General features: G+C 46.4%; 14 protein-coding genes. All 14 read right to left on the bottom strand.

Translation table 11 applies throughout. From position 1 onward, the window contains the following. Positions 1–344 precede the first annotated feature (344 nt). Positions 345–878 (bottom strand): hypothetical protein, encoded by a 534-nt coding sequence (locus AOU00_RS13165; protein ID WP_061831232.1) that lies wholly within the window; start codon positions 876–878, stop codon positions 345–347. 293 nt (positions 879–1,171) lie between these two features. Then, positions 1,172–2,509, bottom strand: a complete 1,338-nt coding sequence (locus tag AOU00_RS13160) for a TrkH family potassium uptake protein (RefSeq protein ID WP_069290768.1) — start codon at positions 2,507–2,509, stop codon at positions 1,172–1,174. A gap of 90 nt (positions 2,510–2,599) precedes the next feature. Continuing rightward, positions 2,600–4,120, bottom strand: a complete 1,521-nt coding sequence (lysS, locus tag AOU00_RS13155) for a lysine--tRNA ligase (protein ID WP_061831234.1) — start codon at positions 4,118–4,120, stop codon at positions 2,600–2,602. A gap of 110 nt (positions 4,121–4,230) precedes the next feature. Further along, positions 4,231–4,707 (bottom strand): transcription elongation factor GreA, encoded by a 477-nt coding sequence (greA, locus tag AOU00_RS13150; RefSeq protein ID WP_013308160.1) that lies wholly within the window; start codon positions 4,705–4,707, stop codon positions 4,231–4,233. A gap of 214 nt (positions 4,708–4,921) precedes the next feature. Beyond that, positions 4,922–5,950, bottom strand: coding sequence for a tRNA dihydrouridine synthase DusB (dusB, locus tag AOU00_RS13145; RefSeq protein ID WP_069290767.1), 1,029 nt, complete (start codon positions 5,948–5,950; stop codon positions 4,922–4,924). Positions 5,951–5,995: 45 nt separating this feature from the next. Beyond that, the gene (locus AOU00_RS13140) at positions 5,996–6,196 is read right to left on the bottom strand and encodes a helix-turn-helix domain-containing protein (protein WP_172828286.1); all 201 of its coding nucleotides are present in this window, start codon (positions 6,194–6,196) and stop codon (positions 5,996–5,998) included. Further along, positions 6,148–6,696 (bottom strand): 2-amino-4-hydroxy-6-hydroxymethyldihydropteridine diphosphokinase, encoded by a 549-nt coding sequence (gene folK, locus AOU00_RS13135; RefSeq protein WP_069290765.1) that lies wholly within the window; start codon positions 6,694–6,696, stop codon positions 6,148–6,150. The genes AOU00_RS13140 and folK overlap by 49 nt, the downstream gene beginning before the upstream one ends. 9 nt (positions 6,697–6,705) lie before the next feature. Further along, a complete protein-coding gene (gene folB, locus AOU00_RS13130) occupies positions 6,706–7,068 on the bottom strand; it encodes a dihydroneopterin aldolase (protein WP_023986457.1) in 363 nt (120 codons plus the stop codon). A 167-nt stretch (positions 7,069–7,235) separates the two neighbouring features. Next, the gene (folP, locus tag AOU00_RS13125; protein WP_069290764.1) at positions 7,236–8,102 is read right to left on the bottom strand and encodes a dihydropteroate synthase; all 867 of its coding nucleotides are present in this window, start codon (positions 8,100–8,102) and stop codon (positions 7,236–7,238) included. Further along, entirely contained in the window at positions 8,099–8,995 is an 897-nt protein-coding gene (locus tag AOU00_RS13120) for an aminotransferase class IV (RefSeq protein WP_069290763.1), read from the bottom strand. Before AOU00_RS13120 ends, folP begins: the two co-directional genes overlap by 4 nt. Positions 8,996–8,998: 3 nt before the next feature. Further along, complete coding sequence (gene pabA / locus AOU00_RS13115; RefSeq protein ID WP_013308153.1) at positions 8,999–9,574, bottom strand: aminodeoxychorismate/anthranilate synthase component II; 576 nt, start codon at positions 9,572–9,574, stop codon at positions 8,999–9,001. A 5-nt stretch (positions 9,575–9,579) separates the two neighbouring features. After that, positions 9,580–11,202, bottom strand: coding sequence for an anthranilate synthase component I family protein (locus AOU00_RS13110; RefSeq protein ID WP_069290762.1), 1,623 nt, complete (start codon positions 11,200–11,202; stop codon positions 9,580–9,582). A gap of 126 nt (positions 11,203–11,328) precedes the next feature. Further along, a complete protein-coding gene (gene cysK / locus AOU00_RS13105; RefSeq protein WP_061831241.1) occupies positions 11,329–12,267 on the bottom strand; it encodes a cysteine synthase A in 939 nt (312 codons plus the stop codon). A gap of 250 nt (positions 12,268–12,517) precedes the next feature. Then, a complete protein-coding gene (locus tag AOU00_RS13100) occupies positions 12,518–13,450 on the bottom strand; it encodes a peptidyl-prolyl cis-trans isomerase (RefSeq protein ID WP_061831242.1) in 933 nt (310 codons plus the stop codon). Positions 13,451–13,459 lie beyond the last annotated feature (9 nt).

Here is a 13,459-nt window from a genome sequence, read left to right as displayed (position 1 = left end):
CTAGACCCATAAATTCGTCTTACAACGATCCTTCTTACTAAGGTCTGGAAAACACATCATGTATGCTGTCTGTCATCTCACAAGAAATAGTTGTGTTGCTTCTGTTGGTCTGTGTTCAAATCGAAAGGAATACATGTGTGTGAAAAAAGGTAGCGAGGCAAAAACAAGGTGACTGTCAAAGCGAGTTGAACATAAAATCCGCATATTTTTGTAAATATTTACATTCCGATGACAGAATCACCCACCTACCGGAAGTAACCACTTCATTTTCACCAACAATGACTCTTCCGATTTGAACATCCTGAGTGACCAGCCAGATATCATCTAAGTGTAAGCCTTAACCTTTATAGACTACGCTTTTGTTTTTTGGGAGCTACAGTATAGCTAAAGGAGACAACAAAGTCGATTGCCAGAACGATTGCCCATGTTTGCATAATGCCCTCCAAAGACATCGTACGCTGAGGATCATTAACATACACAATGATGGCGAGCAACAAAGCATTACCTATAGCCCAACCCAAAAGGTGAAGCAACCAACCTATCCGTTCCTCTTTTGCATGAGCAGCACCATACTTGCGTTCAGGCTTGGGTCCCTTACCAAACCAATGGGAGAACCGTACATCCGCCCACTTAATTAACCTATGACCAAATGCTACTGTAATACCAAAATAACAGGCCGCCAAGCCAGTAGCAGTCGTAATCTCCATGCCACTTTTCACCGTGATGAACACCGCAATCAGTAACAGGATATCAATAATGGGGGTAAATAGTAAAAGAAGACCGCCTAACTTCTTCAAGCCAAACATATACCTTGCGATCAAGCCTGCAACAACAAAAACCCAAAATAAAACTTCAGCACTAATAATAAATAAATACATAATAGATGATTCCTTTCAAATTAGAAATTGGTATTTACCAAAACTATCCCCCTTTCATGCCCACTATCATACAATATTATACATAATATTCCTAGTATTTTGTCTATAATTACATAAAAGGAAACAAATAGCCGTTTTTTTCTGCGAAAAACAGTATCTGTTCAGAACATTTCGTTTTGTTCTCAAAATGGGCATTTTACATGATATGCTACCCATAAAGAATTATGATGATCTGAAATGAAAAAAGATGTACCTATGCTAATCAGCACGGGTACATCTTTTTTACAGATACACTATCCAATTACAATATGCCCTTCGGGACGACGGTACAATGTCTTGGTCGAGCGTGGACGAATGGCATAGGCAATCGTAAGAGGACCAATCCGACCAATAAACATGGTCACACAAATAATCAGCTTGCCTGCATCAGATAATCCTGGCGTTACTCCTACGGACAAGCCTACCGTTCCGATTGCGGAAGCAGCCTCAAATGCAAGAGAGAGAAATGGGGCTTCCTCTGTCATTAAGAGCAGTATAACCACAATCGAGAATATAAATAGAGCCAGTACAATAATGGTCAGCGCCCGCATCATGATATCTTTGGGGACCCGGTGGCGGAAAAACACAATTTCCTTCTGTCCTCGCATGACGGCGATTAGCGCACCTACCATAAGCAGGAACGTAGTCGTTTTAATTCCTCCTCCCGTGGAGCCCGGAGAAGCACCGATAATCATCAGCAACATAATAAAAAACTGACTTGCCTGTCTTAACCCGCTGATATCGACTGTGCTCGTACCTGATGACCTCGTGGAGACCGATTGAAAGACCGCTCCATATACTTTGCCTTCCCAGTTCAACGCTCCCAAGGTTCGTGCATTGGTAAACTCAAAAATAAATATAACCAGCGCACCAATCACAATGAGCACTCCCGACACGCTAAGCACCATTTTGGAGTGTAGAGACAGTCTTCGGGTACGGCGAAAATCGAACAAATCGCTAAGTACAAGGAAACCCAAGCCTCCAGATATAACAAGCACAGATGCAATCATATTGAAAACAAAATCTCCAGCGTACTGTTGGAAGCTAGTCCCAAACAGATCGAATCCCCCGTTATTAAAGAGGGATACGGAATGGAATATTCCATAATAGATCGCTTGTCCGACAGGCATCTCTCGCATCCACCGCAAAGCCAAGACGACGGCAGCTATCGCCTCAATGGTAAAAGAAAAGATCAGCACCTTGCGAATAATACGCACGATCCCTTCCATGCTATCGGCATTAATAGCCTCCTTAAGCAGCAACCGATCCTTTAACGATAATCGCCGCCCCAACAACAGCGCAAACAAGGTCGCTAAGGTCATAAACCCCAGACCGCCTAGCTGCATCAGCACCAAAATGACGGTTTCGCCAAACATCGTATACGTTGAATCGACGTCAACAACGACCAGTCCTGTGACACAAGCGGCTGAGACGGACGTAAAAAGCGAATCAATCCAATGCGGAGCATGACCACTATGATTGGCAACAGGAAGCATCAGTAGCAAAGTACCCAATGCAATAATCAATAAATATCCGATGACCAATATAAAAGGAGGCGATGCGAACCGACTAAGCTTGACGCTGCGTTTCATTAGAGTATTCTCTCCATCCGTTCTTATGAAAAAGAGGAACAAGACACGGGAAGCCCGGCTGATCCTCTATATTCATAATGTTATGTTATTCTACTGTTGGTTACGCATATGCGGGAAAAGCAGCACATCGCGAATGGAAGGCGCATCTGTCAGCAACATAACCAAACGATCGATGCCGATGCCCAGTCCACCTGTTGGTGGCATCCCGTATTCCAAGGCGCGGATAAAGTCATCATCCATTTCATGCGCCTCGTCGTTACCATGCTCACGTTCCAGCAATTGTGCTTCAAAACGTTGGCGCTGGTCAATTGGATCATTCAGCTCAGTGAACGCATTCGCATGCTCACGAGCAACCACGAACAGCTCGAAGCGATCCGTAAACCGCGGATCTTGTTCGTTTTTCTTGGCCAACGGCGAAATTTCAACCGGATGTCCAGTAATAAAGGTCGGTTGAATAAGCGTTTCCTCTACGAACTGCTCAAAGAATGCATTCAGGATATGGCCAAATGTCATATGCGGTTCAACCGAAACTTTATGCTCTTTCGCAAGGCGATGAGCTTCTTCATTACTCATCTGCACGCTAAAGTCTACGCCTGTTACTTCTTTTACAGCATCAACCATGGAAACTCTGCGCCATTGCGGCGTCAGATCCACTTCCTGGCCTTGATATTGAATGTGCTGTGTGCCCAGTACTTCCTGCGCAATATGTGCAACCATGTTTTCCGTCAATTGCATGATATCTTTATAATCAGCATACGCTTCATACAGCTCAATCATCGTAAACTCAGGGTTATGGCGGGTCGAAATACCTTCATTACGGTAAACACGACCGATCTCATATACTTTCTCCATTCCGCCGACAATTAGTCGTTTCAAATGGAGTTCAATAGCAATACGCATATAAAGCTGCATGTCCAATGCATTATGGTGCGTAACAAATGGCTTCGCTGCCGCCCCGCCAGCAATAGAATGTAATGTTGGAGTTTCAACTTCCAAATAGCCGAGCGAATCGAGATAACGACGCATGGATTGAATAATACGGGACCGTGTAATGAACGTTTTTTGTACTTCAGGGTTCATAACCAAATCGACATACCGCTGACGGTAACGCAATTCAACATCCTTCAGCCCATGATATTTCTCTGGTAATGGATACAAGGATTTGGACAAGACCTCAATATCCAGCACTTTGATTGTCGTTTCGCCTGTTTTGGTTTTAAAGAGCACACCCTTAACACCAACAATATCGCCCAGATCCAAAATACCAAATGCTTTATATTTGGATTCAGGTACCGTGTCTTGACGAACATAAATTTGAATACGTCCGCTAAGATCCTGTATATGAGCAAAGCTGGCTTTCCCCATCACACGTTTAGCCATAATACGGCCTGCTATGCTAACTTCAATATTCTTTTCTTCCAGTTCTTCCTTAGTCAAACTGTCATACTTGCTCAGTAGTACGCCCGCTTCAGCCGTGCGTATGTATTTGCGTCCAAAAGGATCAATGCCCAATGAGCGAAGCTCGTCCAATTTGGCACGCCGAATTTGCAATAGTTCACTTAATTCCTCGCGATTTTCTTGTGATTCCTGGTTAGTAGTTTCATCCGACATGGTGCTAAATCAGCTCCTTCAATATGAATAGACGGGCCGGGGTCCGTCCGGGTGTAGAGAAAAAAAGCTTCCACAAGGAAGCTTTTACATTAAATTCCAAAGTCCGTGTCTTATTTCTTGATATCCACGATTTTATATTGAATAACGCCTGCTGGAACGGTGACATCCACAACAGTTCCCTTTTTCTTACCGAGAATTGCCTTGCCAACCGGACTTTCATTCGAAATCTTATTCTGTAGCGGATCGGATTCGGCGGAACCTACGATAGCATACTCTGTAATATCTCCGAATTCCAAATCTTCAACGGTCACAGTTGCGCCTACTCCCACAACATCGGTGTCAATTTCATCACTATTGATAATGCGGGCATTGCGTAGCATCTTTTCCAACGTAATTACACGGCCTTCAATAAAGGCCTGCTCATTCTTCGCATCCTCATATTCGGAGTTTTCACTAATATCTCCGTATCCGATGGCTACCTTAATCCGTTCAGCCACTTCGCGGCGTTTGACAGACTTCAAGTTCTCAAGCTCATCTTCGAGCTTTCTAAGACCTTCCTGTGTCAGAATGACTTCTTTATCGCTCATCTTAACCGATTCTCCTGTCATGGGAAAAGTTTAAAAGTGCATCGGAATGCACGCTTTCAAAACATAATATGCCACTCTGAGGGAATGAGAACATTTCCTGCTGTTGTCTTGAGAGCTGCACACAATTTGTAGCATACATCAAGATTTTATACTGAACGATTATAGGGCAAGCAATTGGAAAAGTCAATCGCGTGCACAGGCCAGAACAGCTTCCTTATTGCGCAACAGCAGCAGGAGAAGTAGCGCTTGTAGAAGGCTCATCGGTATCTACCATGTGCAATTGAGATACAAATTGATCCAAAATGCGTACCATATCGTCGCGCTTTGTTTCTTCCATAATGACATCCTTAATACGTGCCGAACCTTTAAACCCTTTGAGGTACCAAGCCAGATGCTTACGCATTTCACGGACAGCTACTGCTTCACCCTTCAATGCAACCAGACGATCCATATGCAGAATGGCAATACGAATTTTTTCTTCCGGTGAAGGATCGGGCAACAGCTCGCCCGTTTGCAGGTACTCAATCGTACGGTAGAGCATCCACGGATTCCCCAGAGCACCACGTCCGATCATAACGCCATCACAATTGGTCAAATCCAGCATACGGCGGGCATCTTCCGGTGATGCCACATCACCGTTTCCAATTACAGGAATGGAAACTGCTTCTTTAACTTCTTTTATAATATCCCAATTCGCATGTCCCGTATACAGTTGCTCCCGTGTACGGCCATGTACGCTAACGGCCTGACCTCCGGCACGTTCAACAGCGCGAGCGTTCTCTACGGCATAAATATGCTCGCTATCCCAACCAATACGCATTTTCACGGTAACCGGCTTGCTTACCGATTCCACTACCGCCGATACCATCTCATAAATCTTGTTTGGATCAAGCAGCCAACGAGCGCCTGCATCACATTTGGTCACTTTGGGAACCGGGCAGCCCATATTGATGTCAATAATATCTGCATTCGTCTCCTGGTCTACGACTTTCGCCGCTTCCACCAAAGATTTGCGGTCGCCTCCAAAAATTTGCAAGCTAAGCGGCTTCTCGCGCTCATCTACAAACAGCATCTCACGTGTACGCTTGTTGCCGTGAATGATGGCCTTATCACTAACCATCTCTGCACATACCAAGCCTGTACCGAATTCCTTGGCGATCAAGCGAAAAGCAGGATTGCACACGCCTGCCATGGGTGCCAAGACGACTTGGTTTTTCATTTCAATATCGCCGATTTTCAACATATCTGTTCACCCCTTTATTCCTTCTTTTATATCGTATACTTATCGTCAATCCGTCAATTCCCGGACTTCAATCTCTAGCGTTTGGGCGATGATGTTCAGCATGTCTGGGTCTACTGCACGATTACCTCGCTCCACAGCACCTAATACAGTCAAAGATATGCCGGTTCGGTTTGCCAACTCCTGCTGGGTGAACCCTTTTAGCTTCCGAAAGGCGCGGAGTCGTTGCGCCAGCTGCATGTTTTCCAAAGCTGTATGCCGTCCTTTCCATCCACAGAATTCAATGCAGTATGCACGATACTGTACAGACCGGATGGATCTTGGTTCGGAACGATGTCAGCCAAAGGAACCAGCACAAAAGCACGCTCCAACATACGAGGGTGAGGAAGCTCCAAATCCGGTGTAGCCAGTTGCGCCGCTCCCATCCATAACAAGTCCAGATCAATGGTTCGTGGACCATTAGGAATATGTCTTACTCTCCCCAGACGACTCTCCACCTCCAGCATATATACCAGAAGCTCCTCTGGAGCAAGTGTTGTAGATACGGCTACCGTCATGTTCAAAAAAGAAGGTTGATCCAGATACCCAACAGGCTCTGTTTCGTACAGGCTGGAGCACCGCAGCACCCGTATACCCGGATGTTCGTCCAGCGCCGTAATGGCTTCATACAGGGTATGCTCGCGCTCCCCCAAATTAGCCCCTAAAGCAATATAAGCCTCTGATCCCTCAGAGGTCGAATGTGCATTCATGTATCGTTCCTACTTTCTTGCGCGATAAAGCTCAACCGTCACGCCTTGAAAATGAATATCAAACGGCGGATGCGGCTTCGTGACTTTGACAGTCAGTGCATTGACACTAGTATAAGTGTCCAGTAGGGAAGATGCAATACGTTCGCCCAAAGCTTCAATCAATTGGTAAGATTCCTTTTCTACAATATCTTTAACGGTGTAATGTACCTCAGCGTAATTAACCGTTTTGTCCAAAGCATCCTGCTCACCCGCTTCACGCAGATCAAGCTCCAGTTCCAAATCAATATAGAAACGCTGCCCCAGCTTGCGCTCCTCTGGAAAAACGCCATGATATCCGTAATACTCCATACGATGCAAAACCATTTTATCCATCGTGATAGACCCCCTGTTTTTTATTAGATTTTTCTAATCAAGTGACTTTACTGGTGGTAGTGAAGCGCTCGCCTTTGCAACGGGATTCTTACAGTTACATGTTTTACCAATTCAAAGAATCCCGTTGCAACAGCGATCGTAGGATCAAATCATTCGTGGAGCGGGCTTTACCCGTCATAACTCAGTGCATTTTTAGACCCGTACACCATCGCATCACACATACGTACGGTGCGCTTAATTTGTGCCACATCATGTACACGCACAATCTGGCACCCTTGAGCAATGCCAAAAGCAACAGTAGCCGCCGTGCCCTCCACTACATCATTCACAGGCAAATCGAGTGCTGTACGAATAAATCTTTTGCGTGACGTAGCCAATAACAGTGGGAAGCCTAGCTGACTCAATGTATCGAGAGAAGTCATAGCATGGATATTTTCATCATAATCCTTCGCAAAACCGATGCCTGGGTCTAAAATGATCTGTTCCTCACGTACCCCCGCATCCAGCGCTAATCGGATACTCTCTTTCAAATCAGACAGCATATCAGAAACCAAATCACTATAATTACGATCATGACGATTATGCATCAAAATGACCGGACAATCGAATTCCGCAGCTACACGGGCCATATCAGGGTCTGCCTTAAACCCCCACACATCATTAATGATATGTGCACCAGCTTCAAGCGCCTGCCTGGCTACTTCGGCTTTGTAAGTATCTACGGATAACGGAATGTGCGGTGCGATACGATGAATGGCCTGGATGACCGGAATGACCCGAGCCAGCTCCTCTTCCACACCTACTGGGTCATGACCCGGGCGGGTAGACTCCCCACCAATGTCAATGATATCGGCTCCATCTTCCACCAGCTTCAATGCATGTAAAACAGCAATCTCGGGACTATAATGTAATCCTCCATCGGAAAATGAATCTGGGGTCACATTCAGTATACCCATGATCTGTGTGGAGTGTCCGAGCGTAAGCTCGGCATCCCCCATTCGGTAACTACGTTGATAAAGGGTCGGTATGTTCACTTGATCCCTGCTTTCTGTCTATAATCGTGCAACAGCAAAGCTGTTATGGACCTGGGCTGCGTCAAGGGAACCGATACATGGTTCGTTGCTCCTCCCGGCTCCAACAATAAATCCACGGGCCGTATTTCTTGTATAGAGTTGGTCATAAAAATTTCATCAGCCTGTTTCAGCTCGTCCCAGCGGTACAAACCTTGCTCACAAGGAATGTCTCGCAGATGCGCCAGCTCCAAAATGAATTCACGCGTAATGCCTGGCAGAATTCCTGTAGACAAGTCAGGGGTATACAGCGTATTATTCCGCACAAAAAACAGATTGCTGACCATTCCCTCCGCCAGAAAACCATCCGCCGTAAGCATCATTCCTTCAGCCTTATAACGGACAGCCTCGGCATACTGCTGAAGTTCCCGCTTCGCAAGAATATTATTCATATAATGGAGCGACTTTAAACGAACCTCACCCTCTGGAGTGTTTCTGGGGGTTCGCAACAACTGAAGCGTCGATGGGGAAATGGATTGCCCGGTTTGTGTATTGGTAGAGGGCAACGGTTTCGCAAACAAAATATGGTTGGGGCGCGTATAGTCCCCCGTCGGCAATCCTAGCACCTCTTCGCCTGCTGATACGGTGTAGCGGATATAGGCTTCATCCAGTCCATTCGCCACCATCAGATGTTGGATGTGTCTCGTAAGCTGCTCCTCATCCGGTTGAAAAGGAATGCCGAGCATTCGGCAACCTTTCTGTAGTCGATGCAGATGCCGATCCAGCAAGAATGGGACACCCTTGTAGGTGCGGAATGTTTCAAACAAGCCCATTCCGTATAAAAAGCCGTGATCACTTACGTGAATCACGGCTTTTGCGGCTTCCGTGAGGACGCCGTTGACTCCGATATATTTCATAAATCAGACGCCTACCTTGCGTTTTAGGAAATTACGTAATAGTTGATGCCCGTAATCCGTAATAATGGATTCTGGATGGAACTGAACTCCTTCTACGGCAAATTCTTTATGCCGCAAACCCATAATTTCACCTTCTGCGGTTTCTGCGGTAATCTCTAGACACTCAGGCAGACTCTCGCGCTCCACCAGCAATGAGTGATACCGGGTTGCTGTGAACGGAGAAGGCAAGCCTTCAAATACCGATGTATTGTGATGAAGAATCGGTGATGTTTTACCGTGCATGAGTCGTTCAGCCCGGATAACCTTACCGCCAAAAGCCTGTCCGATGGCCTGGTGGCCGAGGCAAACGCCAAAAATCGGAATGCGACCTTTAAAATGGCTGATCACATCCAGTGATATCCCCGCCTCATTCGGAGTGCATGGACCCGGCGAGATCAAAATATGCTCTGGTGCCAGCTCTTCTATGCCTTTCACATCAATCTCATCGTTCCGTTTTACGGTTACTTCTTCGCCAAGTTCACCCAAATATTGAACAAGATTGTACGTAAACGAATCATAATTATCAATCACCAAAATCATACGACTCACCCTCCTGTGATACCGCTTCTGCTCAAAGCAGCTTCTTCTTCACCACATTGTACCGCCTTCATGACCGCTCTGGCCTTGTTCCGACATTCCCGATATTCCCTGTACGGGTCTGAATCAATGACGATCCCCGCACCTGTCTGTAAATAGGCAGTGCTGCCTTTAACAGCTAGTGTTCTTATTATAATATTTAATTCCATATTGCCGTTATAGTCAATCCATCCAAGAGACCCTGTATAAGGACCCCGACGAACGGGCTCTAATTCTTCAATGATTTCCATGGTGCGCACCTTGGGTGCCCCGGTAATGGTTCCGCCTGGAAAGGTAGCAGCAATTACATCTATAGCTGTACGACCCTGGGCTAATTTCCCCTCAACCTGAGATACCAGATGCATAACGTGCGAATAGTATTCGACAGTCAGCAGTTCAGGCACATGCACCGATCCGTATTCAGCAATCCGTCCGATATCGTTACGCTCCAGATCGACGAGCATAATATGCTCGGCGCGTTCTTTTTCGCTTGATAGAAGCTCTGCTGCCATAGCGGCATCTTCATCCGGTGTTAGCCCCCTTCTTCTCGTACCTGCAATAGGTCGGGCGCTCACACGTCCATCCTCCAGCTTCACCAACAATTCTGGCGAGCCACTGACGATCCGTAAATCTGGCATACGCAGCATACCCATATAAGGGGAAGGATTCAGCAGACGAAGCCATTCATATATATTTTCAGGGAGGGCTGTAAGCGCACGTTGCTGACGAATCGACAAGTTAACCTGGAATACATCCCCTTGGGCAATGTATTCCTGCACACGTCTTACGGCATGTTCAAAATCTTGTTGGTTGAATGCCGCTGTCCAACCATCAGATTCTTGATGAGCAGCCTCTAACCCCTCTTCGGCAAGCCTAGCACAACGACGAGGGTACGCAGGATCAATCTCTCCTGCATTTATGATGTTATTCCACTGAATCAGCATACGTTCTGCACGTTGGGCAGCTTCCGCATAATGCTCGCAAAGTATGGGATTTGGCCCATCCCGTATAACGGGATTGGTCAAATCGGTATCACGGCTGACTTTATCGGAATGCGCAGGAGCAGGCATATGAACAGCACAATATATGCAGGATTTTTCGTGATCATAAATCCATAGCTCATTCACCCTCATCCATACATAATCAGGTATGCCCGTATCGTCTGCAGCTTGAGATGGCAAACGCTCCAACGAGCGAGCTACATCGTAGCCAAGGTAACCCGCAAATCCCCCAGAGAAAAAAGGCATGCCAGGTACACGCGGTGCACGGTAAGGAGCGATCCAGTTGTTCATGACTTTCAAAGGTTGACCATGTATATCTCCATGTTTCCCACTTTGCAAATCAGTCCAAACGGCATGTTCTCCCTTGCCTTCCAATATAGCAACCGGATTTAAGGCCAGATAGGTGTACCTCCCACCTTTAGCGCTCTCCAGCAAAAAAGCATATGGCGACGAATCCTCCCAAGCCTTCCGCCACGATGACGGTAGCCCTCCCACAGGTAATGGGTACTCAGCGATATAGGGAAGTATACTCCAGCCTTCCTCCTGCCAAACCTGCCACTGCGCCTCCGTCACTCTAGCTGTCGATTTCATCCGTGTGTGCTTCCCCTTCCCTACTTTTCAATAAGTCTACATTCTCTCCTTAAAAAGAAACCCCCACCCCCCTGCAACAGGGAAATGAGGGAATCCTTACGTATAGTATACACAATTACGACATAATTACAGCTCGAAATTGTATAGTGGCGTACTCAGGTAACGTTCTCCATTACTTGGAACAATGACAACGATCCGTTTACCCTTGCCCAATTGCTTAGCAAGCTTCAAAGCCGCATGAACAGCCGCGCCAGATGAAATACCGGACAAAATGCCCTCTTCCTTGGCCACTCTACGTGCTACCTCGAAAGCTTCATCGTTTTCTACATGAATAATTTCATCATAGATATCACGGTTTAAAATTTCAGGAATAAAGTTGGCACCCAGCCCTTGGATCTTGTGGGGTCCTGGCTTACCGCCTGCTAACAGCGGGGAAGAGGCAGGCTCTACAGCCACAACTTTAATATCAGGGAATTCTTTCTTAAGCACTTCTCCGGCACCAGAAATGGTTCCGCCAGTGCCTATTCCCGCTATAAAAGCATCCAGAGTTCCGCCAATGGAACGAATGGCTTCCACAATCTCAGGACCGGTCGTTTCACGGTGAATTTTGATATTAGCTTTGTTCTTGAACTGCTCAGCAGCAAAATAATCCGGATTTTCACTCAGCAATTCTTCCATTTTCTTAACGGACCCATTCATGCCTTCTGATCCTGGTGTTAACACAAGCTCGGCTCCATAAGCACGCAACAAATTACGACGCTCTATGCTCATCGTTTCTGGCATAACGATGACTGCCTTATAGCCCTTCGCAGCAGCTACCATAGCCAAGCCGATTCCTGTATTACCGCTTGTTGCTTCAATAATGGTACCGCCTGGCTTAAGCAGACCTTCACGTTCAGCTTCTTCTACCATGCTAATCGCAATACGATCTTTTACACTGGAGCCTGGGTTCTGATATTCCAGTTTCAAATAGATTTCGGCGCTATCTTCCGGTACGATCCGGTTGAGGCGAACGAGGGGTGTTTCTCCGATAAGTTCGGTAATGTTATTAACAACTTTAGCCATGATAATTCCTCCCTGACTGTAGATGATATATTAAAAATTGCGAAATCATATTGTAGATGATTCTTAGTCAATTACTTTAATTTAGTGCCGTTCATTAATTTCCGATAAAAATAGTTGGTTTTATACGCTAATCATAACAATCTTCAATTCCAATGTCAATACGAGTGAATAAGCCGCGATGCTGTCAACCCGCGTTATCAGCATCGGGCTTCCTTCAAACCAATATTCTTTCACTACGTTACAGAGAAGCTTAGGATGCATTCTTTCCAGATAAAATACGCGCTCCATATTTATCACGCAGACCCTTCTCGACCTCTTCCAAAGGAGCGGCTTGTGCAAGCGCAAGAGATCGGCGAATTTGCTGTCGGATCTGCTGCTTATCCGGAGAATTCTTCAACCGGACATCCTGTACATAAATGACAGCATAGCCATCGTTAACAGAGATCGGACCTGCAACATCCCCAGAGCTTAGCTCTCTCGCCGCCTTCATGATCGCCTCCGGTTGCAATGGATCATATTCATCCACCCATCCCAGCTGTCCACTGCTATCTTTGTCGAAAGGCTTACCTGCATGCTCTTGAATCAGCACATCGAAGCTCTCCCCCTGCTTAACCCGATCTAGCAACGCTTCTGCTTCCTCCGCATTATCTACATAAAGAGCTGCCAATTGGATCTGCTTACCGACGGCAAATTCCTCAGGATGCTGCTCCCAATACTCGTCAATCTCAGCTTCCTGAACCTGAATACCCTGCGTGGCTATTTTCTCCAAACCAATCCGGTATTCCGCTTCATTCCGCAAATCAACCGGACCTAAGCCAAACTGTCGCTGCATTTCATCAAAATAGGCATGATCTGAGTCATACCCTTTACTATCCTGCTCCAGCACCTGCTGTAGATCCTCTTGGGTGATCTTGATACCGAGACGCTTGGTTTCAGCCTGCACGGCTTTACGATTCAACATTTGCAACAGCGTATTGGTTCCATATCGCTTTTTCAGTTCCGCTACCCACTGTTCCTCCGATATGCCTTCCCGACCCATCTCCGCCACAGTATGATCGCCGTCATCCTTGCTTACATCACCCGGCTTTGACAGCCCCCGAAGCATGATAAGACCACCCAAGGCGGCGACGCTAACGGTCAGAATAATGACAGCTGTCCATAATCCTTTTTCCCGTGTAGTCATCGCTTGCAC

The sequence above is a fragment of the Paenibacillus polymyxa genome, from assembly GCF_001719045.1.
Classification (GTDB): Bacteria; Bacillota; Bacilli; order Paenibacillales; family Paenibacillaceae; genus Paenibacillus; species Paenibacillus polymyxa_B.
Note: the sequence above shows the minus strand (reverse complement) of the source record. Positions and strands in the feature narration are given on the sequence as shown.

What these genes read in the sequence shown, in the direction of transcription:
- AOU00_RS13165 (WP_061831232.1), bottom strand. Translation starts at nt 878, where the DNA reads ATGTATTTATTTATTATTAGTGCTGAAGTTTTATTTTGGGTTTTTGTT.
- AOU00_RS13160 (WP_069290768.1), bottom strand. Translation starts at nt 2,509, where the DNA reads ATGAAACGCAGCGTCAAGCTTAGTCGGTTCGCATCGCCTCCTTTTATA.
- lysS (WP_061831234.1), bottom strand. Translation starts at nt 4,120, where the DNA reads ATGTCGGATGAAACTACTAACCAGGAATCACAAGAAAATCGCGAGGAA.
- greA (WP_013308160.1), bottom strand. Translation starts at nt 4,707, where the DNA reads ATGAGCGATAAAGAAGTCATTCTGACACAGGAAGGTCTTAGAAAGCTC.
- dusB (WP_069290767.1), bottom strand. Translation starts at nt 5,950, where the DNA reads ATGTTGAAAATCGGCGATATTGAAATGAAAAACCAAGTCGTCTTGGCA.
- folK (WP_069290765.1), bottom strand. Translation starts at nt 6,696, where the DNA reads ATGAATGCACATTCGACCTCTGAGGGATCAGAGGCTTATATTGCTTTA.
- folB (WP_023986457.1), bottom strand. Translation starts at nt 7,068, where the DNA reads ATGGATAAAATGGTTTTGCATCGTATGGAGTATTACGGATATCATGGC.
- AOU00_RS13120 (WP_069290763.1), bottom strand. Translation starts at nt 8,995, where the DNA reads ATGAAATATATCGGAGTCAACGGCGTCCTCACGGAAGCCGCAAAAGCC.
- pabA (WP_013308153.1), bottom strand. Translation starts at nt 9,574, where the DNA reads ATGATTTTGGTGATTGATAATTATGATTCGTTTACGTACAATCTTGTT.
- AOU00_RS13110 (WP_069290762.1), bottom strand. Translation starts at nt 11,202, where the DNA reads ATGAAATCGACAGCTAGAGTGACGGAGGCGCAGTGGCAGGTTTGGCAG.
- cysK (WP_061831241.1), bottom strand. Translation starts at nt 12,267, where the DNA reads ATGGCTAAAGTTGTTAATAACATTACCGAACTTATCGGAGAAACACCC.
- AOU00_RS13100 (WP_061831242.1), bottom strand. Translation starts at nt 13,450, where the DNA reads ATGACTACACGGGAAAAAGGATTATGGACAGCTGTCATTATTCTGACC.